The following is a 26,044-nucleotide window of genomic DNA, read 5'->3' as shown; positions in this document are numbered from 1 at the left end:
ACGATGGACGGAGTAGACGGCGAGCGGACGACCCGACGCACCGAGCGACCAACGACAACGCTTAAGCGGCATCCAGCCGTGCCTTTCTGACAGTAATGGGTGCGATAGAGGATATCTACGAGGACATCGACGCGGACGTGTCCGAGGCGGAGTTTCGGGAGGCCGTCGCCGAGAAGGTCGACCAGATGGACGGCCTCGCGGACGAGGAGACGGCGGCAATGATCCTCGCGCACGAACTCGCGGACGGGGAAGTCGAGACTATCTCGGACATCGAAACGGAGATGGACGAGGTGAAGTTTCTCGCGAAGGTGGTCTCGGTCGGCGACCTGCGAACCTTCGAGCGCGACGACGACGAAGACGGGCGGGTGATCAACGTCGATGTGGCGGACGAAACGGGACAGATTCGACTGGCATTCTGGGACGAGCGCGCAGTCGAGGTCGACGACGGCGGCGTCGAGGCGGGCGACGTGTTGCGAGTCAAGGGTCGCCCGACGGACGGCTACAGCGGCCTGGAAGTAAGCGTCGACAAGGCCGAACACGACGACGCGGACATCGACGTCGACCTGGGCGAGTCGACCATCGAGTCGCTGACGCTCGGTCAGTCAGACGTCGCGCTGGTCGGACTCGTGCTCGACACCGACTCCGTTCGAACCTTCAGCAGGGACGACGGCTCCGAGGGGAAAGTCTCGAACCTCGCGCTCGGTGACGAGACTGGCCGAGTCCGAGTGACGCTCTGGGACGAGCAGGCAGACCAGGCGACCGAACTCGACCCCGGTGAGACAGTCGAAATCGTCGACGGCTACGTCCGCGAGCGCGACGGGGATCTGGAACTGCACGTCGGAGACCGGGGTGCCGTGAGAGTCGTCGACGAGACGGTCGAGTACGACCCCGAAACGACACCGATTGGCGACGTCGACATCGGTGAAACCGTCGACATCGCTGGCGTCGTTCGGTCGACGGACCCGAAACGGACCTTCGACAGGGACGACGGCTCCGAGGGGCAGGTGCGAAACGTCCGTCTGCAGGACGATTCGGGGGATATTCGCGTCGCACTGTGGGGGGAGAAAGCCGACCGGGACGTAACGCCGGGCGACGAGATCCTCATCACCGACGCGGAGATTCAGGACGGCTGGCAGGACGACCTAGAGGCCTCCGCTGGCTGGCAATCCGCCGTGACAGTGCTTGCAGACGGAGCGGACCCCGCCGAGGAGTCAACAGCCACCGCAAGCGAGGAGTCAGAACCGGCAGTCTCGGACGGCGGAGCCGGACTCGACGCGTTCGCAGATGGCGAGAGCCCGAGCGAGTCGGCCGACGATGAGGTCGACGCCGACTCGGGCGAGACGGTGTCGTTCACCGGAACGGTCGTCCAGACCGGCGATCCGGTTGTGCTCGACGACGGCACCGAGACGATGACCGTCGAGACCGACGCCCGGCTCCAACTCGGCGAGGAAGTCACCGCCCGCGGCCAACTCGATGGCGACCGACTGGACGCCGACGAGTTGCTGTAGACAGGGCAGAACGGAGATATCGTCGTGTGTGGGGATTGCAGGTCAGCCCTCCAGTTCGGCGATCGAATTGAGCGCGAATGCGATCCGGAGCATCTGCGCGGCGTCGCCCTGGTCGAATACCAGGTCGAATACCAGATCGTCCGTCGACTGCACGTGTTCGAGTACCTGCTCGGAGGCGTGTGTCGGCGCGGCGGCGAGTCCGCCGTCGGTCTTGACAAGTAATTCCATCTCGAAGGGATCGCTCCTATTTTTCTCAGTACTCTCGTGATCCATTCACGTTGATATCTATCCCGAATACCATCTCATCAACAGTATTACAGCAGTTGTAAAAACGAATGTAAGAATGCCAAAATCTAACGATTCCTTAGCAGACCCCGAAAGCAGTACGGTGATGCTATACGTTGGAATGGCCACTGCAAGTCCATAAACTATCGCGAGGGTCAGATTGTTCAGTTCCAGGGTCTGTATTGCGCTCATTATCAGTGTCCTGCAAGAGTCTCGCAAGTTTCATAACATGTTGACCCTGCTACCGATCCACAAAACGTTGCACAGCTTACACTTAGCGGGATCCCGGCTATCGTTCCGGAACATGCTGCAGCGCAACCAGCTGCCGAAACTGCAGCGACACTCGCGCAAAGGATAGTACAATAGTCTGTACAGAGCCAACCGACTACTGGGTCACACCCCTTATGTCCCAGTGGAGACACCTTACCGTTGTTCGTGTATCCACTCTCAGCGTCGACCAACTCCATTTTTTCCCCTGACAATCCAGAGGAATACACAAGTCGATCAACCACCTCGTCATTCTGAACGATTGGTACATACAGATCGAAGTGGTTCGAGCCGTCTATCTCCTGAATGAATACCGACTGCTCCTTCGCTGGTGACCCTTCGACATCCTCGAAGGCACTACCTGGGACTCTTGCCGCGACATTACGAACATACTGCGTACCTATTGACATCATCGAACCTTCCGAGGTCTCGACGGAACGGACCCCGTCGCCCATCGGGGTTCCACCACTTGCAGTTGAACCCCCGTCAACTGATTCACCTTCTCGGTAGTTGATCACGGTTCCCTCTCCCTCATGAGTCCCGAACGTGACACCGTATCGGTCTTGGTTGTCGAATGTGAACACTGCAGACGGTTCCGGCTTCTCATCGAGGAAGCGAACGACTTGTCTGACATCCTCTGATCGATTTGCCCGTCGCAGCAGTTGTTCCCGTTCCTCACCTTCAAGCGTTGTTATCTCTGGTTCATCTGGGGTTGTATCCTCCGCTGCAGCCGTAGAAGCGGCCGAACTGCCACCGATCGCGAGAATACCCAGTGTCTTTCCGACGTGAGAGAGAAAATCACGCCGCTCTGTTTGTTCGCGCATCCCGCTCAGGGTTTCCCACGTTTCGGCACACCCTCCGCCATCGGATACTTCGTCGTTTAGTTGGTCACTGTACGAATCAGCGCGCGACTTATTTTTGGACATTCGGTCTCTGTCCCCCGTCGTTCGCTTCTAATCACTTCCAAATACATTTTTTGATTTACTTGTTTCTTACTCAGTTTACTAGAATAGGAGTATCCATAAAAAGTACAGATGAGAAATATAGGCAGGGGTACTTTCTATCTCCTCACTCCAGTTCGACAATTGCGTTGAGCGCGAATGCGATCCGGAGCATCTGCGCGGCGTCGCCCTGGTCGAATACCAGATCGTCCGTCGACTGCACGTGTTCGAGTACCTGCTCGGAGGCGTGTGTCGGCGCGGCGGCGAGTCCGCCGTCGATGTCGGCGAGCCACTGCATCACGCGCAGGTCGCTTTTCGAGTCGCCCATCACCAGCGCGAACGGGTCGTCCACGCCGAGCACGTCGAAGGCCCGCTTGACACCTTCGACCTTGTTGAGTTCCAGCGAGCCGATCTCCGCCGCATCGCCCGCGTAGTAAGCGACATCGATGCGCTCGAAGATGTCCTCGTAGGCTCCGGGAACGTCCGCGGTCGACAGCGACGGTTCAGCGTCGTTCGATTCGAGCACATCTGCGATTTCGGGGTCCTCCGCGGCGTAGTATGCACGCGCCAGTTCGCCGGGGGAGTCGACCGTCCCCCCAGAGTGCGCGGATTCGGCTTCTAGCTGCTCTGCGACGCGCGTACCGAGCAGATCGATCAGATACACGAGCGCGTCGTCGATAACCTCGTGGGCCTGCTGACTCCCCGTTTCGGAGTTTGGCTTGAGCGTGACGTTGAACTCGTTGCCCTGCAGGTGGCAGGTCTCCCGGAGCGGCTGGGGAGCCTCCGAGAGCACCGACGAGCGCAAGCCCCGGAAAATCGCCGTGATGGTGTCGTCGAGTTCCTCGTAGAGCAGTTGCTTGGTGCGTGGGCCGTGCTCGGGCGTGAACACGCCGGTTCCGGCCTCGTAGACGATGCTCGTCCGCCCCGAATAGACGATTTCGTTGCCCAGCCCCTGGATCAGAAATCCCTTGACGTTTTCCAGCGTCTGCCCCGTACAGATGACGATTGGCACACCGGACTCGTGAAACTGTGTCAGCAGATGGAGTGTCTCTCGGGGAATTTCGTTGTCCGTGTTGCCCGCAGACCGGAGCGTCTCGTCGACGTCGAGGACGAGGACGTTGATCGCACGGCCGTGTTTCGAGTAGAGGTCGAGCGCGGTGAAGGCCTGGTCGCGGGTGGCGTGTGCAGCAATCGTCGCGAGAGCCTCGCCGTTCTCTTGGAACGCGCGCTCGATTGCGCCGCGTCGCTCTGCCAGGTCCGACTTGACGCTCTGCCACTGTTCGAGCGCGAGCGGCGAGTCGAGCGGCGGCAGCAGGTCGACGAACTTCTGGTTGCTCCGCAGCGTTTCCGTGTCGAACTCCGTGTACAGGCGGTAGAGCAGGTCGTACAGTTCCATGGGGCAGGTAGGTTACTTACACTTGGAGCCGAATCCGGGAAATGTCTTTCCACACGAACGGGTCACTCGGCACGCCAGCCGTGCAAGGCATTATTATCGAGGCACAGCAAGGGGGAGGTGATGAAAAACATCGATGACCTTCTAGAAGGGGCCGAGGAACTCGCCGAACAGGGCTTCTCGAAGGGCGAAATCGCAGACGAACTGAACGTCTCGCGGGAGACTGCCCAGTGGCTCGTCGAACGCGGGACAGTCCCCCAGCAATCGGACGCCGATCAGGTCGCGCGACCGACAGACATCCACGTCGACTGGAGCGCGGTCGGTCGCGACTCCATGCGCCTGAGCTACATCGGGAAAGCGCTCGCGGACCTGCTACAGAAGACCGACAACACCGTGGATCTGGTCGTCGGCATCGAGAAAGCCGGTGCGCCGATTGCGACCGTCGTCGCGCGCGAACTCGAAGCCGACATCGCGACCTACGTGCCGCGGAAACACCACTGGGAGGAAGGCGACATCGAGGACCTGCAGGGGACCTTCTCGCGGAACTTCGCGGAGATCCGCGAGCGGCGGTGTTACGTCGTCGACGACACCATCACGAGTGGGACGACCATGGAGGAGACGATAGACGCCATCCGCGACAGGGGCGGCGAACCGGTCGCCTCCGGGGTGCTGGTCGACAAGCACGGGCTGGACGCGCTGCGTGAAGTGCCAGTCTACTCACTGGTTCAGGCAATCGCTGTCGGTAACTCCTAGTCGTTTATCCGTTGGTTCCCCGTTGAGTACGTATGGTCGACGAGGAGATGTCCGAACGGCTCGAAGCGGTCGCCGCCCGGCTCGATTTCAGCGAGTACGAGGCCCGCGCCTACATCACGATACTCGAACAGGGGAGCCTGACGGCCACCGACCTCGCAGACCAGGCAGACATCCCACAGCCACGGATCTACGACACCGTTCGGAATCTAGCCGACAGTGGTCTCGTCGAACTGCACGAGTCGCGTCCGATGCGAGTGGTCGCGGTCGACCCCGATCAGGCGTTTGCGGACGTCCGTGAGACGCTGTCAGAGCTCGTCGAGACGCTCTCCGAGCGCTTTCGCGCGCCAGCCCGAAACTCGGAGGCAGTCACACTCATCAGCTCACAGCAGACCGTCCGCAGATATCTCGAAGACGTGATCACGTCGGCGGAACACGAACTGGTGCTGTCGCTGACGCCCGACTTGCTCGCCCGCTTCGAGAGCGATCTGGCCGCGTGTCGCGACGCCGACGTCCGGGTCGAGCTACTCGTCTCGCCCGCAGTCGACGTCCCGGACCCTGCGGAGTACGATTACAGCCGGGTCGCGACGGTGGCGCGCGCGCGCCGCGGTGTCACGACGCCAGTCGTCGCCGTCGCTGACGGGAGCTACGCCGTGTACACGCCACACGGCGGAGTTCGCGGCGACCGAGAGAACTACGGTGTCGTCCTCAATCGCTCGAAGCTCGGCTTTCTCGTCTCCGCGGTGCTCAACACCGTCGTCTGGAGTTCCGCGAAGCAACTCATGGACGTGTCGGGGGAGCAACAGTTCCCCCGGCGATACGGGACGATGCGCCGCTGTGTGCAGGACCTGCTCGAAGTCGAGGGAACCTTCTACGCGACAGTACGCGGGCGAAACGTCGAAACCGGCGAGTGGACCACCGTCAGCGGACGCGTGGTGGACGCGTCGGTCAGCACGAACAAGGAAACCGCCGCGCTGACGCTCGAAACGGCCGAGGGTCGGATCGATGTCGGGGGACAGCTAGCCGCGCTCGAGGATATCGAGGCCTACGATATCGCGATTGGACAGGACGAACCGCCCGAGTTCGACCTGAGTCGGGAGTCAGGGTCGACCCGGCGGCGGTGAGTTCGGGACCATTTGCTTTCCAGACCGGTGGGTTTTCATCCCGCCACTGTGTACGCGGGCGATATGACACTCCACAACCGGACTGTCCGTCAGGATATCCGCGAACTCGGAGCGTTGCTGGGGGATGTACTGAAACAGCAGGCATCGCGGGGTGACTTCGAGACGGTCGAGGAGCTCAGAACCGCCGCAATCGATTACCGTGACGGGGAACTCGACAGCCGACAGCCACTCCACGGGACACTCGAAGGGCTTTCACCGGACGAGCAAAGCGTCGTCGCACGAGCGTTCACGACCTACTTCGAGCTGATTAACCTCGCTGAGGAGCGCGAGCGCGTCCGCGCCCTTCGAGAGGGGTCGCAGGAGGGAACACTCGAAGACAGCCTCGAAACGGCGGCCGAAGAACTCGCTGCGGACGACCTCGAGGCGACAGACGTCGAATCCGTTCTCGACGACGTGCTGATCGAGCCGACGTTTACTGCCCACCCGACCGAAGCCCGCCGGAAAACGGTCAAATCCAAGCTCCGCGAGGTCGCGAACCACATCGAGACGCTCGATGAGCGTCACCTCACGGACAAGGAGCGCGGTCACGTCGAGCGGGACATCGACGCCGAGGTGACGAGTCTCTGGCAGACGCCACAGGTCCGGAATCGCCGCCCGGAGCCGGAAGACGAGGCCAGAAACGTCCAGTGGTATCTCGAAAACACCCTCTACGACGTGGTGGGGGAGATCTACGACGAACTCGAGGACGCACTCGACGGGGAGTTCGGTGAGGTAGACGTGCCGAAGCTGTTCGAGTTTCGCTCGTGGGCGGGCAGCGACCGTGACGGAAACCCCTTCGTCACACCCGAAGTGACAGAAACGACGCTCGAACGACAGCGCCGAGTCGTGCTCGAACGGTACCGGCAGGACCTCAAGGAACTGTCGGGCGTGCTGAGTCAGGACGGTAGCCGTCTCGACGTCGGCCGGGAGTTCGAGCGGTCGCTCGCGCTCAGCCGGGAACAGCTTCCCGGCGTCGCCGCCGAAGCCGAGGACCGCTACCCCGACGAGCCGTACCGACAGAAGCTCCGTCTGATGCGTGAACGGCTGGACCGCGTCGGTGACGTCCGCCCCGGCGGCTACGAAGATGTCGAGGAACTGCAGGAGGACTTGGAGGTGATCGCCCAGAGCCTCAGAGACAATAATGCCGATGTTGTCGCCGAGGCACACGTCGACCCGCTGGCTCGCCGCGTCGACACCTTCGGATTTGCACTCGCTGCACTCGACCTTCGCGACCACCAGGAAAACCACACCGAAGCGGTCGCCGAGACGCTCGACCGACAGGGGATCGACTACCAGAACCTCTCCGAGGACGAGCGCATCGAGGTGTTGACCGATGCGATCTTGCAAGCCGAGCCGATCATCGATCTCGAGGACCCGACCGGGCTCTCCGATACCGCACAGCGTGTCTGTGAGCGCTTCGACCGGCTTGCGGACTGGCACCGCGAGTTCGGCGTCCAGACGATCGACACGTACTGCATCTCGATGACAGAGGAGCCTTCACACGTACTCGAAGTGCTCTTTCTGGCCGACCAGGCCGACGTCGTCGAACTCCCCGGTCACTGCGGACTCGACATCGTGCCCCTACTCGAAACCGAGTCGGCGCTGTCGGGCGCACGCGAGATTATGGGGACGCTGTTCGAGAACGAGGCCTACAGCCAGGCCATCGAGGCACGCGGCGGCCTCCAGGAGATCATGCTCGGATATTCGGACTCGAACAAGGAAAACGGCTTTCTCGCCGCGAACTGGTCGCTGTACAAGAACCAGCGCCGACTCGCGGAGATCTGTGACGACCACGACGTGACGATGCGGCTGTTCCACGGCCGCGGCGGGTCGATTTCCCGCGGCGGCGGGCCGATGAACGACGCCCTGCTCTCCTTGCCGAACTCGACGATCACCGGCCAGGTGAAGTTCACCGAGCAAGGGGAGGCTATCTCCGAAAAGTACGGCAACCCCCGGATCGCAGAGCGCAACATCGAGCAAATGCTGAACGCCCAGATCCGGTCGCGTCACCGAGCGATTGAAACGCCGGACGAGGATATCAATGAGGAGTGGATCGACGCCATGGATCAGATGGCAGCGGCCGCACGCGAAGAGTATCTCGATCTACTTGAGACAGAGGGCTTCGTCTCCTACTTCGAGCAGGCGACACCGATTACTGTCATCGAAGACCTAAACATGGGCTCGCGACCAGCCTCCCGGTCGGGCGAGCGAAACGTCGAGGACCTTCGGGCGATCCCGTGGGTGTTCTCCTGGACACAGTCCCGCTGTATCCTCCCCGGCTGGTACGCACTCGGCACCGGGATCAGCGCGTATCTCGACGACGGCGGCGACATCGAGACGCTGCAGGAGATGTACGAGCAGTGGCCGTTCTTCCGCACGCGACTCGACAACGCGGCGCTCGCGCTCGGCCGGACGGACATGGAGATTGCACACGAGTACGCCGACCTCGCGCACACGGAACTCCGCGAGCAGTTCTTCCCGCGCATCACCGACGAGTACGAGCGAACCATCGAACTGGTCACCGACATCACCGGCCGGGGATCGCCCATCGAGCGCGACTGGCTCCGCGAGTCGCTGGAGCGGCGCAACCCCTACGTCGACCCGCTCAACCTCCTGCAGACGCATCTGCTCGCCCAGACCCACCGAACTGATACCGAAGAGCGAACCCTCCGTCTGACTGTCAAAGGCATCGCCGCAGGGATGAAAAACACCGGGTGACACTGGCTCGGACAGGCGTCGTCAGACGCGCGCGAGCGTCGACACGCCGTCGATGACGAATCGGGCACCGCCCTCGTCACCGTCCTCGATAGTGATCTCCCAGCCGTGCGCGCTGGTGACCGCCTCGACGATTGCGAGGCCGAAGCCAGTTCCGTCGTCGGACGTCGTGTACCCGACCTCGAAGATTGTCTCACGTTCCTCCGGCGGGACGCCCGCCCCGTCGTCCTCGACGTAAAAGCTCGCGTCGTTGGCACCGACCGTGATCGTGACGTTTTCGCCAGCGTGCTGGACCGCGTTGTGAAAGAGGTTCTCGAACAGTTGCTGGAGGCGAGACCGGTCTGCCTCGAACGAGAGTGTCCCATCGACGACGAGCGTTGCCCCCTGCGTATCGACCGTGGCCCAGCTCTTTTCCGCAATCGTCTCCAAGTCGACTGGCTCTGTCTCCCCGATGGACTTCCCGTTTCGGGCGAGCGTCAGCGTGTCGTTGAGGATCTGTTCCATCCGCTCGTGGGTGCGTTCGAGCGTTTCGAGGTGTGTCTGGTCACCCTGGTTCGAGTACAGCGTGAGGTTGGTCTGGGCGAGTTGCAGCGTGTTCCGCATATCGTGTGACAGCGCCCCCATGAGCGTCTCCAGACGCTCTTTCTGATGTTCGAGTTCGATCTGCATCTCCTTGCGTTCGGTGATGTCCCAGGTCGCCCCGACAAGCCCGACGACCTCGCCGTCGTCGTCTTTCCAGGGCACCTTCGAGTTCAGCACCCACATATCCCGTGCGGGATCGTAGCGCTCCTGTTTGATGATCGGCTCGCCCGTCTCGATGATCTCCAGTTCCTCCTGATAGGTCTCCTCGGCCCACTCCTGGTCGAAGTACTCCGGGTCGGTCTTGCCGATCTGGTCGTTCGAACCCATGAAGTAGTCGCTCACCCACGTGTGGCGGGCCTCCTCGTCTTTCATGTAGATGTGAAGCGGAACGTGGTCGAGAATCACGTCGAGCATCTTGCTCTTTCTGCGCAGTTCCGCCTCGCTTTGCTGGAGGTTCTGCTCGGCGCGGTACTTCTCGACGACGTTCTCGATACGGTTTGCGAGCACCGTGTACTGGTCGACACCCGTCCCCTTCTGGAGATAGTCAGTGACGCCCGCCGAGATTGCGTCGCTCGCCACTTCCTCGCTTCCCTTGCTGGTGAACAGAATGAAGGGCAGATCCGGATGAGCGGTCCGAACGTCGGTGAGCAGTTCGAGACCGTCCATCTCGCCCATCTCGTAATCGGAGACGACACACTGGATCGACGCTGATTCGACAATATCGAGCGCCTCCGCCGGATCGGTCGTCGTCGTCACCTCGATCCGGTCGCTGTGGTCTGTGAGTACCTCCGAGGTCAACTCACAGATCGTGGGATCGTCGTCAACGTGGAGAACGCGTATCGGCTCCCCCATTATCCATTCTTTCGTTCAGCCCTTCTTAAATGCTCTGTCACTTTCCCAACGGGTCGTGCATAGCCAAGATCGGACGTTGGCAGCCGAGCTACGAGTCCGGCAGTTCGTCGAGGTGGGCGTCCCAGACGGCCTCGGGGTCCTCACAGGCGATGCTGGAGACGGTTCGGCAGGCGTCGTACCCCCACATGAAGACGCTGTCGACGCCGCCGTCGACTGCCTCACGTGTCGCGGTTCGGACCGCCTCGACGGTCTCCGGGTCGCCGTCGAGCGCGAAGCCCTGGATCCAGATCTGACTCTCCAGGTCGTACTCGTCGGCGAGCGAGACGACTTTCTCGGTGAAATAGGAGACAAAGGTCTCGGCGGAGTCCGCGTGGTCGAAGATGTTCCAGTACGGGTCGGTGACGAGGATGTCCAGCGGGTCGCGTTCAGCGATTTGCTGCCAGTCGCGCAGTCCGTGTTCCGCGTCCTCGCTCGGCAGCAGACAGACGGCGTTTTTAGCACCCGCCTCGTGGGTTATCTCCATCATCTCTTCGAGAAAGTCGACGAGCATGGCTTCGCGGAACTCGTCGACGCGTTCAGTCTGGGTCGCGGGCATCTGCTCGTCGTAGCGCTCTCGATAGGCCGCCTGACAGCTCTCACACCGACACGTCCACGCGCCCTCGGGGACGTTCTCACCGTGCCACTCCGGGATGAACCAGTGTGGTTCGTCCCAGAAGAGCACGTCCGCGCCGAGACTGGCCGCGTCGCGCGTCCACTCGCGCATGAACTCCCGGAACGTCGGGTCGTTGAAACACGCCGCCGGGACGCGCTCGCCGGTCGAGAGTCGCTGGCACGACTCGGGGTTCCGACCGATGAACTCAGAGAAGGCCTCACCGCCGAACACGCGCCCGACCGCCCACGGGTTGACGTACACGCGGAACCCCCGCTCCTTGCTCGCGGCGACGATCTGTTCCATCGTTCCCGCCCCACCGTCGTACCCGAGGTCGAGGTCGTCTCGCAGGTCGTAGAAGTACTCCCGGTCGCGCTCGCTGAACGTGTGCAAGATTGCGTTGAGTCCCTCCTCCTCGAACCGGTCGAGATCCGTCTCGGCGTGCTTCGGGTCGCGGACGCCGAAGTAACTCGTTCCTTTTTCGAGCATCGTCTGCAGTCTGCGCTTTTCGATCCTTAGGCGTTCGGATTGGCCTTACAGCGAGTCGAACTCGATGACGACCTTGATCCGGTCGTCGCCGGTCTCGAAGGCCGCGTCGACTTCCTCGGGTTCGTAGACGTGGGTGATGATATCGTCGACGAGCCAGTCGGGATAGGACTGGAGCGTCTCGATGGCCGCCTCGAAGTGCGGGACGTGCGAGTTGACGCTACCGAGCAGAGCCTTGTTCTCGAGGACGAACTCGCGGTGGAGTCGGCCGCCCTCGACCTCGAAGTCCCAGTCGTCGGGGATGCCGAGCAGTGCGCCGACGCCGTTTGCCCCCAGCGCGTCGATGGTCTGGAAGGCGTGTTTCGCGTAGCCGGTCGCTTCGAGCACCATGTCCATCGGCTCGTAAGCTTCGGGAATCTCGTCGACCGGCGTCTCGCGGGAGTCGACGTACGTCGCGTCGAGTTTGTCGATGATGTCGAGTGTCGGGTCCGGCCGGTCGCGCCGACCCAGACAGTACTGGCGGTCGACGTGGTCGTCGAGCATCGCGAGCGTCAACAGGCCAAGTGGGCCGTTGCCGAGGACGATTGCCGCCTCTGGGTTCCACTCGAAGGTCGACCGCGAGGCGTACATCATGTCCAGCGCCTTCTCGGAGTTGCTGATCGGTTCGACGAGAAAGCCCGTCTCGGCCAACGACTCGGGGACGGGGACGAGAAACTGTGGCTCGCTGGTGAAGTACTCGCACATGTTCCCGTGCGCGCCGACGATGCCGCGTTCGACGTAGTGACCCGCCGGAGCCATGTCGGGTTCGCCGCGCTCGAAGTACTCGTTTGTCCCCTCCGCAGGTGGTCGCCGCACCGTCGGGACGACGAGTTGTCCCTCATCGAGGTCGGTGTCACCAGCCTCCTCAACGACGCCGACCGTCTCGTGGCCGAGGATCTGGTAGTCCTCGCCCTCGGGGAAGTTGCCGTGACTCTCCTCGATGACGCCGTGGTCGGTGCCGTCGATGCCGACTCTGAGCGTCCGGACGAGCACTTCACCCGGTTCTCTGTTCGGTCGCTCGACGTCGATCACTCGCGGCCTCGATTCCCCCCGCTTGACTGCGATTGCTTTCATGTTAGGCTTCCTCCGTGAGGTGTGCTTCGATGCGGTCGAGGAGGTAGTCGGTCTCCTCGTCGGTCAGACACATCGGGTTGATCGAAAACGTTCCCGCCGAGACGCCGTCGCCGCCGACGAAGACTCTCGGGTCTTCCTGCCGGAGCGCGTACACGAGGTCGGCGGCCGATTGGCCCGCAGCAGACTCGTCGACGGTCACCCCGACCGTCGGCGCGACTGACCGGGCGCTGTCGTCGATGTCGGTCGAGAGACCCGCGAGGTCGCCAAGCGTCTCGGCGACGTACTCAGAGCGTTCCCACCACTCCGCGAGCAGCGCTTCCTGGTCCTCCTCGATGAACGCGTTCAGCGCCCGCAGCATTCCGACGAGTTCCTCCTTGCCGACTTTCAGCGGGCGGCCGATCCCCTGCTTGAACACGCCGTCGAGTTCGTCGGCCTTGAGCAACCGCTGTGGTGGCTCCCACACCTCGTCTGCGGCGTGCATGTCGAGGTGCTGGCGAGCCACCGAGGTGATAAGATCCTCCCGACCGGCGAGGATGCCAGCGGTCTGTGGACCGCGGATCGCCTTGCCGCCGCTGAATGCGACAAGATCTGCGCCCTGCTCGGTGAACCACGAGAGGTTGTCGACCGGCGGCACCTCCGCGGCCGCGTCGACGATGACCGGCAGGTCGTGCTCGTGCGCGATGTCACACACGGTCGAGAGCGGTGGCCCGTTGTAGGACTTGTAGATGTGCCCGATTGCGGCGGTGTCCTCGGAGATAGCGTCGGCGTACTCCCAGGGTTCGGTGTTGCGGGACCCGGTGTCGAGATGCCGGTCGTTCGCGCCGATGTCGACGATGGTCGCCCCCGCCGTCCGGAGTGCGTGGTCGTACGCGGTACGGTGTGTCCGAGGCATGATGATCTCGTCGGGCCGGCTCTCGGTATCCGGGAGGCGACTCATCGCGCCGGGGTCGTCGCCAGCGATTGCGGCCGCGGCCGCGAGCACGAGTCCACCGGCCGCGCCGTTCGTGACGTAGCCAGCCTCCGCCCCCGTCACCTCGGCGATCCGGTCGCTCGCAGCGGCCTGCAGGTCCGACAGACGGACGAAGTCCTCGGCCGCGCGGTTCATCCCCTCCAGTGCCTCCGTCCGGATCCGGCTTCCCCCGATCCGGGTTTTCGTCCCTGCCGCGTTGACGACAGGAGCGACGTCAAACTCCGTGTACACGGACTCCTCTTTCATGCAGGTGCGTTTGGTTGCCCCGGGTTTAAACATAATTGATATTCCGAGCAGCGAGCGATCAGTCGAGCGCAGGTCGACAGACGCACCAATCAGCCGACAGAACAGCCGGTACACTTATTTCGGTCGAGACGACTTCTCTTGACAGGATCAGTTCCGGGGGGTTGCAAGAGATGTCAGCAAACACACTGTCGAGTATTGTCCCTGACGTTCTCAGGAAACGATTCAGCCGCAAGTTCGGTGCGTTACTGCTTGTCGTGTTACTTATCATCGGACTCGTGGGTGCGGTCGGGTACGTCCGGGTCAACAACACGCTGGAGGAATCGACACAGGAAACGCTCGAAACGTCGGCGGCCCAGCAGTCGGATGCGATGAGCGAGTGGGCCAACGCCCGACAGTTCGAGGCCCAGTTGATCGCGGAGAACGACGCCATCACGAGCGAGGACAGCGACGTGGTCCAGGAGGTGATCGAATCAGAGGAGTCGTCACTCGACCGGAGCGCAGTTCACGTGATCGATCCCACAGAAGGGAGGATCATCGCGAGCACCTCGCTTGACTCGCCGCTCCTGGAGAGATACGACTACCCGTGGGTCGAGGAGAGTTTTCTCGACGAGTTCGAGAACGGTCTCTGGGTGTCAAACACTGCCTACGATTCGACAGCGGATTTTGCCGATACTCGCGTCATCGGGTTCGGTGCGCAGGTAGAGGGATCCGACCGGATCGTCATTCTGGACGCGTCGCTCGACGTTCGCTCACAGATACTCAACAGGGGCGAGGAACGAACGTCGTTTTTGAGCACGAGCGGTGAGCCAGTGTTGCTCGCCGACGAAGACAGCGCAGATGGCTTCGACCAGAGCGTGATCGACGGACTCGCGAGCGAGGGCGGCAGCGCGTTCGTCAGCGGCGATCCGGTGCGCGCCTATCAGCGGGTGTCCGTGGGGACGAACGAGTGGATCGCCGTCACGAGCGTCCCCGAAAGCGAGGCCTTCGCCGTCCGGGACACCGTCGCCCTGAACGTCCTGTTTATCATTATCTCGGCGCTCGTCGCGCTCGGACTGCTTGGGCTGGTCATCGGCCGACAGACCCTCGCACCGCTTGCCGACCTGCAATCGAAGGCAAACCGGATGGAGGAGGGTGACCTCGACGTGGACATGTCGACCCACCGGATCGACGAGTTCGGAGACCTGTATGGCGCCTTCGACAGCATGCGCGAGTCGCTCAAAGACCGGATCACCGAGACCGAAAGCGCCCGCAAGGAGGCCGAGGTTGCCCGCGCCGAGGCCGAGGAGATGGCCGAATATCTCCAGGACAAAGCAGAGGAATACTCGGATATCATGGACAGCGTCGGTGAGGGAGACCTGACCCAGCGGATGACCACCGACGGCGAAGAGGAGTCGATGGACCGCATCGCCACGGAGTTCAACGACATGATCGAGGAACTCGAAAAGACGACCGGCCAATTAAAGAGCTACGTCGACGAGGTCGAGGAAGCCGGTGCAGAGGTCGAACAGAGCGCCCTGACGGTTCGACAGGCCAGCGAGCAGGTCGCCGACTCGATCCAGAAGATCTCCGACGACGCCTACGACCAGAAGGAACGACTCCAGACCGTCTCCGAGTCGGTCGACGAGATTGCTGCGAGCCTCGGTGCATTCGCACAGACCCACGACATCGACATCGACGAGGAACTCGAAAACATCGAGGAGTTGTCGGCCCAGATCGGGGAAATTGCCGAACTCAGCGAGGAGACGATGGCGGAATCCGAAAACGTCGCTGGCGCGGCCGAAGAGCAGGCCGCGGAACTCAACGAGGTCTCAGAGCGCGCAAACGACCTGCAAAACTACGCGCAACCGCTCCGTGACATCCTCGACCGATTCGAGACGGAGGCCGAACACGAGTTCGTCTTCTCGGTCGGCCCGACCGGAAGCAACCCGCAATCGCGGGGCGCTGACGAGTAATCGAGACTCGTCGTAATTGCAGGAAAAACCGCCAGCGAAACGCCGGGAAACAGCTACAGACTCGCGATCGCCTCGATTTCGACGTCGATGTCGATCGGCAGGTCCTGAATCTCGACGGCGCTGCGGGCCGGATAGGGGGCGGACATCAGTTCGCCGTACACGTCGTTGATGTCGTCGTAGTCGTCCATGTCGCGGACGAACACGGTCGTCTTGACGACATCGTCGAGCGAGCAGTCCGCGGCTTCGAGCACTGCTTCGATGTTTTCGAGCGTCTGGCGAGTCTGGTCACGAACGTCGTCGGAGTCGATGATCGCCTCGGTGTCGGGGTCAACCGGCCCCTGTCCGGAGACATAGAGCGTTCCGTCGTCGATGATCCCCTGTGAGAACGGGCCGATGCTCGGCGGTGCGTCGTCGGTTTCAACTTCACGCATACGAACACGTCTTCGCCCCACTCCAAATAAGATTTCTGTCCGTACTCATCGGAACAAATCGTTCGTCGCAACCGGCACGCTCTTGAGGACACCCCAGTAAGCACCCGGTAGATGGTCGCACCGACGGCGCTTGCGACGCTCGTGGTCGCTGGACTGGCAAGCCTGTTTATGGCGTGGGCAATTGGGGCGGGGTCGTCCGGGTCGACACCGTTTGCTCCCGCCGTGGGCGCAAACGCCATTTCGATACTGCGCGCTGGCTTTCTGGTCGGGATTTTGGGCTTGCTCGGGGCCATCCTCCAGGGGGCGAACGTCACCGAGGCCGTCGGGACGGAACTGGTCATCGGTGACCCGCTGTCGGCGACGGCCGCGACGATTGCGCTCACCGTCGCCGCCACGCTCGTCGCCATCGGCATCTTCACCGGCTATCCGATTGCGACGGCGTTCACCGTCACCGGGGCCGTCGTGGGCGTCGGTCTCGCGATGGGCGGGAGTCCAGCGTGGGGGAAGTATCAGCAGATCCTCGCGCTGTGGGTCGCAACGCCAATTGTGGGCGGCGGCATCGCGTACGCGACCGCTCGGCTGCTCCGCTCGACGCGCGTCTCGAATATGAAAGCCGTCGCCTTCCTCGGGGGCGTGGTCGGTTTGATCATCGCGAACGTCCAGTTTGTCTTTCTCGGCGCAAGCGGCGAGCAGGCGTCGATCGCACAGGCTATCGGCAACGCGCTCGGCGGCGGCCTGGTTCCCTACGCGGCGACGGCCGTTCTCATCGCAACGGCGTTTGCGGTGGTACTCGCCAGACAGACGGCGGTCGACGCCACCCGCGCACAGCGGCGATTCCTGCTCGTGCTCGGCGGACTCGTCGCCTTCTCCGCTGGCGGGAGTCAGGTCGGACTCGCGCTCGGGCCGCTGTTGCCTCTGCTCTCTGATTTCGAGATCCCGCTCGTCGTCGTGCTGTTCGGTGGCGGTCTCGGACTCCTGATCGGCTCCTGGACCGGCGCGCCACGGATGATCAAAGCACTCTCGCAGGACTACTCCTCGCTCGGCCCGCGTCGGTCTATCGCCGCGCTCATCCCCTCGTTTGCGATTGCCCAGACGGCAGTCTTTTTCGGGATCCCCGTCTCCTTCAACGAGATTATCGTCTCGGCCATCGTCGGCAGCGGCTACGCGGCCCGCGACGAGAAAGGCGAAGTCAGTCCGGCGAAGATGGGCTACACCGTACTCGCGTGGGTTGGTTCACTTATCGGTGCCTTCGCCATCGGCTACGGCGGCTTTCTGCTCGTCGAGTGGCTCCTCACGTTCGTCTGATCGGCTGACAGAGCGTCAGTCGCTCTCTGATTCCTGCATCTCCGCCTCTGCCTGACGATTCTGGTACTCCTCGATGCCGCTGATGCGCGCTTTCAGGATACGGGTGTTCTCGACGCGCTCGACACGGATGTTGAGTCCCTCGTATTCGACCTCCTCACCAGCCTCGACGAGTCGCCCCACTCGGTTGAAGATGAAGCCAGCGATGGTCTCGAACTCCTCGCCCTCGGGCAGTTCGATGCCGAGTGCCTCGTTGACCTCGTCGATGTTCACCTCGCCGCGAACGAGCGCGGTGGTGTCGTCGACGAACTCGATGGGCTCTTCCTCGCCGCCTTCGAGAATCTCGCCGACAATCTCCTCGACCAAGTCCTCCATCGTCACCAGCCCCTCGGTCGTCCCGAACTCGTCGATGGCGATCGCCATGTTCAGGCGCTGTTCGCGCATCTCGGTCAGCAGTTCGTCGACGTTTTTCGACTCGGGGATGTGGAGCGTCGGTTCGGTGATGTCCTCCAGATCAGTCTCACCCTCGCCGTAGTTGCCGTCTCTGACCAGGTCGCTGAGGTGGACGATCCCGATCACGTTGTCCAGTTCCCCGTCGTAGACCGGCAGTCGCTCGTGGCCGCTCTGGATACAGGTCTCGATTGCCTCCTGAATCGAGGCGTCTTTCGGCACGCCGGTCATGTCGAGTCGGGGCGTCATCACCTCCTTGACGATCGTTCGGTTGAACCGGAGCGTCCGCTGGAGCATCTCGCGCTCCTCCTCGTCGAGGACGCCCTCCCGCTCGCCGGTTCGGATGATGTCGCGGATCTCCTCTCTGGTGACGTACGTCGACTCGATTTCCGACCGTCCGCCGGTCACCTTGTTGACGATCCGCGTCAGATAATCGAAGAGGATGACGAGCGGAAGCAGCACCAGTTCGGCGTACTTCAGCGGACGAGCGATCCGCAGCGCCCACGACTCGGAGTTGTCGACCGCGTAAGATTTCGGCGCGCTCTCACCGAAGAGCAAGACCAGCGCCGTGATGCCGAACGTCGCGATGAAGACGGCCTGGCTCTGGTTGCCGAGCAAAAACGCGAGCAATCCTGTCGCGATGGAGGACATGGCGATGTTGACGAGGTTGTTCCCGACGAGGATCGTCACCAGCAGTCGGTGGGGGTCTGACTTGAGGTCCTGCAGCGTGCGAGATCCGGGCATCCCCTCCTCGACGATGGCGTCGACTCGATGATTCGGCAGCGAAAACATCGCAATCTCCGAGGAAGAGAAAAACGCCGACAGGCCGAGCAACAGGAGTATCGACAGTGCTCCGAGCAGCGCGATCAACTCCCCGGACAGTGAGAACCCGATCACCTCGATGTTGAGAACGACAGCGTCGGTGGTCGTGCCAGCGATACGCTCCATTAGACGGTTCTTTTCGGCCGTTCGGATTAAGCGTTGTCATGGCGGAACCGCTCACACGAGCGACGCCAGCGAAGGGCTTATACTGTCGGCTGTAAGTGCGTAAAAATATTCGCCACCCCGGGTGGCGAAGTATTTTCGAGATGTTACAGCCGACAGTATTAGGCGCTCGTCGCCCATAGCGAGAGTATGAGCGAGCCAGCGATCACTCTCTACCGACTTCAGGCCTGTCCGTTCTGTGAACGTGTCGTCAGACGACTCCAGGAGTACGACCTTGCATACGAGTCACGCTTCGTCGAACCGCTCCACTCGAAGCGAGACGTCGTCAAACGCGAAGCGGGCGCTCGGACGGTTCCGGTCATCGTCGACGAGCGAACCGGCGTCACGATGGCGGAAAGCGCGAATATCGTCTCGTATCTCGACGCGACGTACAGCCAATCCGAGACCGAACAGCCAGTCCGGGAGGGCGCATAGATGGATCTCGACTTCGACGTGGTCGAACTCGGCCCGGCGGACCATCCCGAAGTCGGTGAGCAGGCCCCAGATTTCGTCCGCCCGCTGGTCAACGACGAGTACTGGGAGGACACCCGTCTGTCGACGCTGACTGACGACGGCCCCGTCTTGCTCGTCTTTCACTCCATGGACGGAGCCTTCCCCGCAACGTACGTGTGGAAGGAACTGCGCGACCGCGAGTTCGACGAGTACGGCCTGCACGTCGTCGGACTCTCGATATCGACGCCCTACGAACACAAGCGCCTCATCGAAGAGCGCGGTCTCGCAGACACTGGTTTTCGGCTGTTCTCGGACCCGGCAAACGGCGTCGCCGAACAGTACGGGATCGTCAACGACCTCGACGGGATGACCGGGGTCGCCGAACCACGGCCTGCGACCTTCCTCATCGACGAGGACGGAACCATCGAGTACGCGTGGGCCGCCGATCAGTGGCCGGACTTTCCCGACTACGACGACCTCGAAGCAGCGGTCGAACGCCTGGTCTGACATGAGCGACGACACAGCGCACGTCCTCGATGAGTCCACAGAGAGCTACGAACGCGCCAGAGAAGCGATCGACGCAGGGAGTCTGGTCGTCTATCCGACCGAGACGGTGTACGGACTGGGGGCGGACGCGATCGACCCCGACGCCGTCGAGCGGGTCTTCCAGGCGAAAGCCCGGGATCGCTCGAAGCCGCTCTCGATGGCAGTCTCCAGTCGGACAGCAGCCGAGACGTACACCAATCCGACCGAGCGCGAGCGGGCGTTCATGCAGCGATTTCTTCCCGGTCCCGTCACAGTCGTGCTCGAACGAAACTCGCAGGTTCCGGACGCACTCACGGCTGGCCGCGACCGCGTTGGCGTCCGGGTGCCTGACCGCGACGCGACGCTCGCGCTTCTTTCCCACGTCGAACCGATGACCGCGACGAGTGCGAACGTCTCGGGAGCGGAAAGCGCCCGACGCGTCGCTGAGCTCGACGACCAGATCCGCGAAGCAGTGGCGATCATCATCGACGGCGGCGAGACGCCGGGCGGCCGTGGCTCGACCGTCGTCGACGTCGAGCGCGGACAGATTCACCGACGCGGCCCGAAGGCAGACGACATCGAGGCGTGGCTCGCAGAGTACTAACTCCGCGGATCACCCACCGAGCAGACTCCGAAGCGACCGCGTCCGGACGCCACAGTCGCTCTGATACTCACAGGGGTCGCACTTCGAGCGCTGGTTCGTGCGAGCGGGTGGTCCGTCAATCGCATCCGCTGTCCGAACCGCTGCCCGATACTGTGCCGTCCGTCTGGTGTCGACCGCAACCTCCCGAATCACACCGTAAGCAGGGTACTCCGCGAAGACGCGCTCGACGGCGGTCTCTCGCTCCCACGACAGCGCCTTCGCGGCAGCCACGAGCCGCACGCTCTGGGGTTCCCAGACGCCCTGTTCCGGCGGTGTTCCGCCGAAGATCAGCGATAGCGACGGCGATGAGTCGTCGAGGAGTTTGTGAACTCTCCCGTGGCACTCCCGTCCGCGACAGAAGACGTCACGCTCGGCTGGATCGACGAGTGCGTCCCACGCGTCGAGACGAGCTTTGGCCGACCCGATCCGTGACCGGAACTGCGTCGGCGTCACCGAGATCGGCGCGTCCGCGAGCGTGCTGTCGTCGGTCAGCAGTTGCTCGTACTCGAAGGCCAGTTCGCGACGACGCGCGACTTCCTCGGGGGTGGTTCGTTCGTCAGGGTCTCGTTTGCGGTAGTACAGCTTTCGCGGACAGTACGCTGCCGTTTCCACGTCTCGGAACGCGTGCATGGGGACTCTGCCCGCGTATTGGGATAAAAAGTCCGGGGTGGTTCGCTCCCGTTGTGTTCTCGCTGCTTCTATCAGTCGACCGGTTCGACCTCGAAGGCGGCGGCGTCGACCAGCCCCTCGATCTGTTCGCGGGCCTCCGTCCGCGAGTCAGCGACGACGACGAGGCCGTCTGCGCTCGGGTCACCACGAGCGCGATACGCCGTGGCATCCTCGAAGTCGGTCGCGTAGGTGCGCAACACGCCCCGAACCTCCCGTTCGAGTTCCGGCAGTTGCAACTCGCCGTCCTCGTAGCGGGCGAGTGCATCCTCGATGTTTCGCAGCGTCGAGATGCGGTCCATGTCAGGTCGTCCGGAGGTGGTCGGTGCGGGGTTCGTACACCTCGCCTTTCTCTTTGAGTTTGTCGATTTCGTGTTTCGCGGTGTCGACGTCCATCCCTGCCTCCTCTGCGCGCTCGATGATGACGTCGACCGGCGCGCCCTCGTCGTATTCGGACTCGATATCCGCGATGAGGTTCTTGATCGACTTGATGCGGTCCCGCTGGCTCTTCGAGGTGCCCGTCTCGACGACGTCGGCATCGAGTTCGCCCGTCTCGGGGTCGAGTCCGATATCCTTCAGACAGTACTCAGCGATGTCGACGGCCCGCTTTGCGTCCTCCTGTTCGACGGTGTCTGAAAGTCTGACCCGGGCGCTCGCTTCAGCGAGTCGGACGAGCGCTTCGAGCTTTCGGGCTGTGACCGGAACCGGGGCGTCCTCGCCGGTCCCCTGGGCGCGCAGGTCGACGTAGAACTGCTGGATCTGCGCTTTCGCCTCCTCGGTCATCGTCGGGAAGCAGTTTCGCTTTGCGTAGGCGACATATTTTCTGAACAGGTCGGGTTCGATCGTCGGTGCAACCTCGTCGGTGACCTGTCGAACCTCCTCCTCGGTGTAGTTCGAGGTACTCGTTTTCGTCCGATGCGTGTTCAACTCCCCGGCGTAGTTGGTCTGGAGGATGTGCTCTGCGAGTTCCGCGTCCTCCTCCTCGTCTGGCTGGTCGGTGACGGTAAAGATGAGGTCGAATCGCGAGATGAGCGGCGGTTCTAGGTCGATCTGCTCGCCGATCGGTTCGTACTGGTCGAAGCGGCCGTAGGTCGGGTTCGCCGCACCCAACAGCGAACATCGGGACTTGAGTGTCGCGTTAATTCCCGCCTTGCTGACACTAATGGATTGCTGTTCCAATGCTTCGTGCATCGCACTCTGGTCGTCCGTGGACATCTTATCCAACTCGTCGACCGCGGCGATCCCCTGGTCTGCGAGCACGAGCGCGCCCGCCTCCAGCGTCCACTGCTGGCCCTCGCCGAAGTCGTCTCTCACAGCCGCCGCCGTCAAACCTGCGGAACTGGATCCCTTGCCAGACGTGTAGACAGAGCGTGGCGCGATGTTTTTCACGTACTGGAGCATGGCGGATTTTCCGGTACCGGGGTCACCGATTAAAAGCATGTGCAGATCCCCGCGAGTCCGGGAGCCGTCGGGGAGGTGTTTGGTCACGCCGGAAAAGAGCTGAAACGCCATCGCCCGCTTTTCCTTCTCGTAGCCGTAAATAGAGGGCGCGATTGCCCCTTCCATCCGCTCGTAAATATCGGGTTGGTTCGAGAGTTCGACGATCTCCTTTTTGTCCTCGTCGGTGATGTCCATGTCCTCGAACTGCTCGTCTTCGATTTCGACGGTCAGCCCGTCCATGTACACGTCGAACATGGCCGACTTCTCCCGGTCGCTGCCCTGCTGTTCGAGACGAAGCACACCAGTGACGGAGACGTGGTCGCCAGCGGTCACCTCGCCAGTGATGTCGTCCTCGATGTTGACGTCGATGCTCTGTGGCGTCTCGCCGCCGCGTAGCCCCTCGGGCGATTCCTGGACTCGAAGCTTCTGGGCGTCGATGAACTCAGACTGGTCGAAGTTGATGTGAAAGGGACCCTGTCGTTCACAGCCCTGACACTCGTGGGGTTCCTGAAAGTCACCGCTCTCCTGTGGGATCCGGGTGAGCGTCCCGCAGCGCTGACACTCGAAGGCGGCAGTCGTGATCTTCGGGCGAACGTCGGTCGCCTTGCGGATGATCCCCTGAACGGTGATGAGTCGACCGCGGTGGTCGGCACGAATCGCCCGAATGCCGGTCGTTTCGGGCAGGCCGTGAACGCGGACGTGCGCCTGTCCGAGCGAGACGTCCACGGGCAGATCGTAGAGCCGAAGCGCTTCCTCGGCGTACTCGCGCAGTTGTCCGGGCTTGTTCCGAAAGTCGTCGGCCAGGTCTGGGTCGAAGCGGTACAGGTCCTGCCAGTCGATGTAGAGTGACTTCTGCTCGCTCGGGTACTTCTGTGCCAGTTCCCCGATCTCGTTGCGGTAGTAACTCCGGTAGAATTCCTCGAACTGGTCGATGAGTTCCGTGTCGTCCGCGCGAGCCATCTGGTGTCGATGGTTGTTCGGCCTCACTCAAGAAGGTTCGCAAACCCCGCACTGAAACTGATCGAAGGATGGTTGCACCCGACACAGAGATATTTGTACCTGTAGGTCGGAGCGAAGAGCGATGTCGTTTCAGGGTCAGGTAGTGATCGTCACAGGCGGCGGACGTGGTATCGGACGCGCTATCGCACGAGCATTCGCACAGGAGGGTGCGAAGGTCGTGATCTGCTCCAGAACGAGAACAGAACTCGACAGCGCCGCCGAGGAGTTGGACGAACTCGGAGCCGAGGTGCTCTCGTGTGAGACTGACGTGAGCGAGCCGGACGACGTGGCCGAACTCGTCGACAAAACTATCGAACGGTTCGGCGGCGTGGACATTCTCGTGAACAACGCGGGTGTCTGGATTCCCGGCAGCGCGGAGAACTATCCGCTGTCGGACCTGCAGACGACGATGGACATCAACGTCCACGGCGTCTTTCTGTGCTCGCAGGCGGTGTTCGACTCGATGGCCGACGACGGGGGCGTGATCGTCAACGTCTCCTCCGTTCGGGGGCTGGAAGGATACCCCCGGATGGCCGCCTACTCCGCGTCGAAGTTCGCGGTCAACGGACTTACAGAAGCGCTCGCGAGAGAGTGGCAGTCCCACGACATCCGCGTCAACGCGGTCTGTCCCGGCCCGGTCGACACCGGATTTGCCGACGGCGAGGAGCGAGATGCGTCGAGAATTTTGCCTGAGGACGTGGCTGATGCGACGCTGTTTCTGGCGTCCGAGGACGCAGAGCACGTCACCGCCGAAACGCTCGTCGTCTCGAAGCAGGACTTCGAGTACGAACAGTACGATTGAATGCGGGCAAAATCCCCGCGCCCGCTGTGTATTAATGCCCTCGATAGATTCTGCTCGCCCGCCGGTGCGTAAGGGTTTACTTCACCCCCGGAGTAGTCGGGGGTATGGCTGACTGTCCACTCGCCGACGACTGCCCCAGTTACAGCGAACGGATCCAGGGAATGGGATGTCAACACTACGGTGACCGGGGCGGCGCGGAGTGGTGCAATCACTACAACCAGCCAATCGAGGATCTGAAGTCACAGCCGGTCAAGCCCGGCGAGGAAGTCGTCGTCGACGTCGAAGACATTCACGAGAGCGGCGCGGGCGTCGGGCGCACCGAGGATGGGTTCATCATCATGGTCGACGGTGTCCTCCCGCCAGCACGCGCTCGCGTGAAAGTGACCAAGGTTCGCTCGAACCACGCTCGGGCGGAGGAACTCGAACGGCTCGAACTCGAGGAAGACGAAGAAACTGACGAGACAGAGGCCGAGGAATCCGAGGACGAATCCGACCAGATGGAAGACGACGAACCACAACTGGGCAGTCGCGATAACTTCTGGGGCAGTTAGGCGGGCGACGCCGTATTCAGCGCTTTTCGCTACTGGCTACATCTCGTGACCGTTTAGTGACTCCTGCTCGATATCGCGGATATGGATCTGGAACTGGACGGGAACACAGTACTGTGTACGGCAGCGAGCAGCGGCCTCGGCTACGCGAGCGCCGAATCGTTCGCTCGCGAGGGTGCAAACGTCGCCATCTGCGGGCTGACCGAAGACCACATCGAGGATGCTGGCGAACGTCTCCGTGACACCGGCAGCGGCGACGTCCTCGCGATTCAGGCAGACATCACCGATCCCGACCACGTCGAGGCGTTCGTCAAGCAGACGGTCGAGCGCTTTGGCGGGGTCGACCACGTCGTCACGAGCGCTGGCGGCCCACCGAGCGGGTCCTTCCTGGATATGGACGACGATGACTGGTATAGCGCCTACGAACTGCTCGTCATGAGTGCCGTCTGGACGATTCGTGCGAGCCAGCCCCACCTCGCCGAATCGGACGCGGGAACCATCACCGCGATCACCTCCCGCACCGTTCAGGAGGTCGCTGACGACCTCGTCCTCTCGAACGCTGTCCGTCGGACAGTGATCGGCCTCGTGAAGACGATCTCACGAGAGTTCGCCCCCGAGATCCGGACCAACGCCGTCCTGCCCGGCGCACACGAGACAAGCAGAATCGAGGAACTCATCGAGGACTCGGTCGAGCGCGGCGAGTACGAGAGCTACGAAGCAGGATACAAGGCAAAGGGGACAGACGTTCCCGTCGGTCGCATCGGCGACCCGCGCGAACTCGGTGACGTGGTCACCTTCCTCTCCAGCGGGCGCGCGAGTTTCATCAACGGCGTTGCACTCCCGATAGACGGCGGATCACTCCGAAGCTAATCGACGCCGTTTTCGACGTCTCCCCCGATCTGATCTCGCACGTTGTGATACGCGCCCAG

24 protein-coding genes are annotated in these 26,044 nt (G+C 62.3%); 12 read left to right on the top strand and 12 right to left on the bottom strand.

Annotation, left to right across the window (positions count from 1 at the left end; genetic code table 11):
* Nucleotides 1–95: 95 nt before the first annotated feature.
* Nucleotides 96–1,508, top strand: a complete 1,413-nt coding sequence (locus ACMGFL_RS03025) for a single-stranded DNA binding protein (RefSeq protein WP_436934059.1) — start codon at nt 96–98, stop codon at nt 1,506–1,508.
* Between the two features lie 42 nt (nt 1,509–1,550).
* Here ACMGFL_RS03025 and ACMGFL_RS03020 read toward each other — a convergent pair whose 3' ends face one another.
* From ACMGFL_RS03020 to ACMGFL_RS03010, 3 genes are all read right to left on the bottom strand, one after another.
* The gene (locus ACMGFL_RS03020) at nt 1,551–1,736 is read right to left on the bottom strand and encodes a hypothetical protein (protein ID WP_436934058.1); all 186 of its coding nucleotides are present in this window, start codon (nt 1,734–1,736) and stop codon (nt 1,551–1,553) included.
* A 251-nt stretch (nt 1,737–1,987) separates the two neighbouring features.
* Nucleotides 1,988–2,884 (bottom strand): hypothetical protein, encoded by an 897-nt coding sequence (locus ACMGFL_RS03015; RefSeq protein WP_436934057.1) that lies wholly within the window; start codon nt 2,882–2,884, stop codon nt 1,988–1,990.
* A gap of 244 nt (nt 2,885–3,128) precedes the next feature.
* Entirely contained in the window at nt 3,129–4,397 is a 1,269-nt protein-coding gene (locus ACMGFL_RS03010; protein WP_436934056.1) for an HAD family hydrolase, read from the bottom strand.
* Between the two features lie 120 nt (nt 4,398–4,517).
* Between ACMGFL_RS03010 and gfcR the strand changes: the two genes are divergently transcribed.
* The 3 genes from gfcR (at nt 4,518) to ppc (ending at nt 9,025) form a co-directional block, all read left to right on the top strand.
* Nucleotides 4,518–5,147, top strand: coding sequence for a transcriptional regulator GfcR (gene gfcR / locus ACMGFL_RS03005; protein ID WP_436934055.1), 630 nt, complete (start codon nt 4,518–4,520; stop codon nt 5,145–5,147).
* Nucleotides 5,148–5,179: 32 nt separating this feature from the next.
* Nucleotides 5,180–6,268: an HTH-type sugar sensing transcriptional regulator TrmB gene (trmB, locus tag ACMGFL_RS03000; protein WP_436934054.1), complete on the top strand. Its 1,089-nt coding sequence runs from the start codon at nt 5,180–5,182 to the stop codon at nt 6,266–6,268.
* Between the two features lie 63 nt (nt 6,269–6,331).
* On the top strand, nt 6,332–9,025 hold the full coding sequence (gene ppc, locus ACMGFL_RS02995) for a phosphoenolpyruvate carboxylase (protein ID WP_436934053.1): 2,694 nt from the start codon (nt 6,332–6,334) through the stop codon (nt 9,023–9,025).
* 21 nt (nt 9,026–9,046) lie between these two features.
* Here ppc and ACMGFL_RS02990 read toward each other — a convergent pair whose 3' ends face one another.
* From ACMGFL_RS02990 to ACMGFL_RS02975, 4 genes are all read right to left on the bottom strand, one after another.
* Nucleotides 9,047–10,456: a sensor histidine kinase gene (locus ACMGFL_RS02990; protein ID WP_436934052.1), complete on the bottom strand. Its 1,410-nt coding sequence runs from the start codon at nt 10,454–10,456 to the stop codon at nt 9,047–9,049.
* 88 nt (nt 10,457–10,544) lie between these two features.
* A complete protein-coding gene (locus ACMGFL_RS02985) occupies nt 10,545–11,594 on the bottom strand; it encodes a hypothetical protein (protein ID WP_436934051.1) in 1,050 nt (349 codons plus the stop codon).
* Between the two features lie 45 nt (nt 11,595–11,639).
* On the bottom strand, nt 11,640–12,704 hold the full coding sequence (locus ACMGFL_RS02980; protein WP_436934050.1) for a glucose 1-dehydrogenase: 1,065 nt from the start codon (nt 12,702–12,704) through the stop codon (nt 11,640–11,642).
* A gap of 1 nt (nt 12,705) precedes the next feature.
* Nucleotides 12,706–13,920 (bottom strand): aminotransferase class V-fold PLP-dependent enzyme, encoded by a 1,215-nt coding sequence (locus ACMGFL_RS02975; protein WP_436934049.1) that lies wholly within the window; start codon nt 13,918–13,920, stop codon nt 12,706–12,708.
* Between the two features lie 170 nt (nt 13,921–14,090).
* On the opposite strand from ACMGFL_RS02975, the gene ACMGFL_RS02970 reads away from it, so the two are divergent.
* Nucleotides 14,091–15,872 carry a HAMP domain-containing protein gene (locus ACMGFL_RS02970; protein ID WP_436934048.1) on the top strand — a complete coding sequence of 594 codons (1,782 nt, stop codon included), beginning with the start codon at nt 14,091–14,093 and terminating at the stop codon, nt 15,870–15,872.
* 53 nt (nt 15,873–15,925) lie between these two features.
* On the opposite strand, the gene ACMGFL_RS02965 is transcribed toward ACMGFL_RS02970, so the two are convergent.
* A complete protein-coding gene (locus ACMGFL_RS02965) occupies nt 15,926–16,303 on the bottom strand; it encodes a Rid family detoxifying hydrolase (RefSeq protein ID WP_436934047.1) in 378 nt (125 codons plus the stop codon).
* A gap of 111 nt (nt 16,304–16,414) precedes the next feature.
* Here ACMGFL_RS02965 and ACMGFL_RS02960 point away from each other — a divergent pair, with 111 nt between their 5' ends.
* Entirely contained in the window at nt 16,415–17,608 is a 1,194-nt protein-coding gene (locus ACMGFL_RS02960; protein ID WP_436934046.1) for an inorganic phosphate transporter, read from the top strand.
* Nucleotides 17,609–17,623: 15 nt separating this feature from the next.
* Here ACMGFL_RS02960 and ACMGFL_RS02955 read toward each other — a convergent pair whose 3' ends face one another.
* Nucleotides 17,624–19,003 (bottom strand): hemolysin family protein, encoded by a 1,380-nt coding sequence (locus tag ACMGFL_RS02955; protein ID WP_436934045.1) that lies wholly within the window; start codon nt 19,001–19,003, stop codon nt 17,624–17,626.
* A gap of 186 nt (nt 19,004–19,189) precedes the next feature.
* Here ACMGFL_RS02955 and ACMGFL_RS02950 point away from each other — a divergent pair, with 186 nt between their 5' ends.
* Genes ACMGFL_RS02950 through ACMGFL_RS02940 form a run of 3 tightly spaced genes read left to right on the top strand, consistent with a single transcriptional unit; the run spans nt 19,190 to nt 20,621 of the window.
* Entirely contained in the window at nt 19,190–19,474 is a 285-nt protein-coding gene (locus ACMGFL_RS02950) for a glutathione S-transferase N-terminal domain-containing protein (RefSeq protein WP_436934044.1), read from the top strand.
* Nucleotides 19,475–19,999 carry a redoxin domain-containing protein gene (locus tag ACMGFL_RS02945; protein WP_436934043.1) on the top strand — a complete coding sequence of 175 codons (525 nt, stop codon included), beginning with the start codon at nt 19,475–19,477 and terminating at the stop codon, nt 19,997–19,999.
* Nucleotide 20,000: 1 nt separating this feature from the next.
* Nucleotides 20,001–20,621: an L-threonylcarbamoyladenylate synthase gene (locus tag ACMGFL_RS02940; protein WP_436934042.1), complete on the top strand. Its 621-nt coding sequence runs from the start codon at nt 20,001–20,003 to the stop codon at nt 20,619–20,621.
* A gap of 9 nt (nt 20,622–20,630) precedes the next feature.
* On the opposite strand, the gene ACMGFL_RS02935 is transcribed toward ACMGFL_RS02940, so the two are convergent.
* The 3 genes from ACMGFL_RS02935 to ACMGFL_RS02925 all read right to left on the bottom strand — a co-directional run bounded on the left by ACMGFL_RS02935 (nt 20,631) and on the right by ACMGFL_RS02925 (nt 23,726).
* Nucleotides 20,631–21,290 carry a CRISPR-associated protein Cas4 gene (locus ACMGFL_RS02935; RefSeq protein ID WP_436934041.1) on the bottom strand — a complete coding sequence of 220 codons (660 nt, stop codon included), beginning with the start codon at nt 21,288–21,290 and terminating at the stop codon, nt 20,631–20,633.
* 71 nt (nt 21,291–21,361) lie between these two features.
* A complete protein-coding gene (locus ACMGFL_RS02930; protein WP_436934040.1) occupies nt 21,362–21,628 on the bottom strand; it encodes a DUF7854 family protein in 267 nt (88 codons plus the stop codon).
* Nucleotide 21,629: 1 nt separating this feature from the next.
* The gene (locus tag ACMGFL_RS02925) at nt 21,630–23,726 is read right to left on the bottom strand and encodes a minichromosome maintenance protein MCM (RefSeq protein ID WP_436934039.1); all 2,097 of its coding nucleotides are present in this window, start codon (nt 23,724–23,726) and stop codon (nt 21,630–21,632) included.
* Nucleotides 23,727–23,847: 121 nt separating this feature from the next.
* On the opposite strand from ACMGFL_RS02925, the gene ACMGFL_RS02920 reads away from it, so the two are divergent.
* The 3 genes from ACMGFL_RS02920 to ACMGFL_RS02910 all read left to right on the top strand — a co-directional run bounded on the left by ACMGFL_RS02920 (nt 23,848) and on the right by ACMGFL_RS02910 (nt 25,985).
* Nucleotides 23,848–24,567 (top strand): SDR family NAD(P)-dependent oxidoreductase, encoded by a 720-nt coding sequence (locus ACMGFL_RS02920; protein ID WP_436934038.1) that lies wholly within the window; start codon nt 23,848–23,850, stop codon nt 24,565–24,567.
* A gap of 104 nt (nt 24,568–24,671) precedes the next feature.
* Nucleotides 24,672–25,118: a TRAM domain-containing protein gene (locus ACMGFL_RS02915; protein WP_436934037.1), complete on the top strand. Its 447-nt coding sequence runs from the start codon at nt 24,672–24,674 to the stop codon at nt 25,116–25,118.
* A gap of 81 nt (nt 25,119–25,199) precedes the next feature.
* On the top strand, nt 25,200–25,985 hold the full coding sequence (locus tag ACMGFL_RS02910; protein WP_436934036.1) for an SDR family oxidoreductase: 786 nt from the start codon (nt 25,200–25,202) through the stop codon (nt 25,983–25,985).
* The last annotated feature ends 59 nt before the right edge of the window (nt 25,986–26,044 follow it).

The organism is Halovenus marina (genome assembly GCF_051414115.1).
GTDB classification, from domain to species: domain Archaea; phylum Halobacteriota; class Halobacteria; order Halobacteriales; family Haloarculaceae; genus Halovenus; species Halovenus marina.
Note: the sequence above shows the minus strand (reverse complement) of the source record. Positions and strands in the feature narration are given on the sequence as shown.